The sequence below is a fragment of the Alteromonas sp. ABM1_013 genome (assembly GCF_056160505.1).
The window spans coordinates 1-216 of the sequence record NZ_JBSWXH010000020.1 but is presented as its reverse complement, the minus strand read 5'-3'; the positions used below and the strand labels follow the sequence as shown (position 1 = coordinate 216).

Sequence of the window (216 nt, the reverse complement as noted above, 5' to 3'; positions counted from 1 at the left end):
AGTCGTGGTGCGGAAGGAGAGACTTGAACTCTCACGCCGTGAAGCACTGGAACCTAAATCCAGCGTGTCTACCAATTCCACCACTTCCGCGTAGACGCTAGCTATAAAAGTCATTCAAAAAAGAATGGCTGGGGTAACAGGACTCGAACCTATGAATGGCGGGATCAAAACCCGCTGCCTTACCAACTTGGCTATACCCCAGTCGTGGTGCGGAAG

At 51.4% G+C, this 216-nt stretch carries 2 tRNA genes; both read right to left on the bottom strand.

Annotated features, from left to right (window positions below):
• Positions 1 to 5: 5 nt before the first annotated feature.
• A tRNA-Leu gene (locus tag ACXAGK_RS19530) sits at positions 6 to 90 on the bottom strand.
• Between the two features lie 35 nt (positions 91 to 125).
• A tRNA-Gln gene (locus ACXAGK_RS19525) sits at positions 126 to 201 on the bottom strand.
• Between the last annotated feature and the right edge of the window lie 15 nt (positions 202 to 216).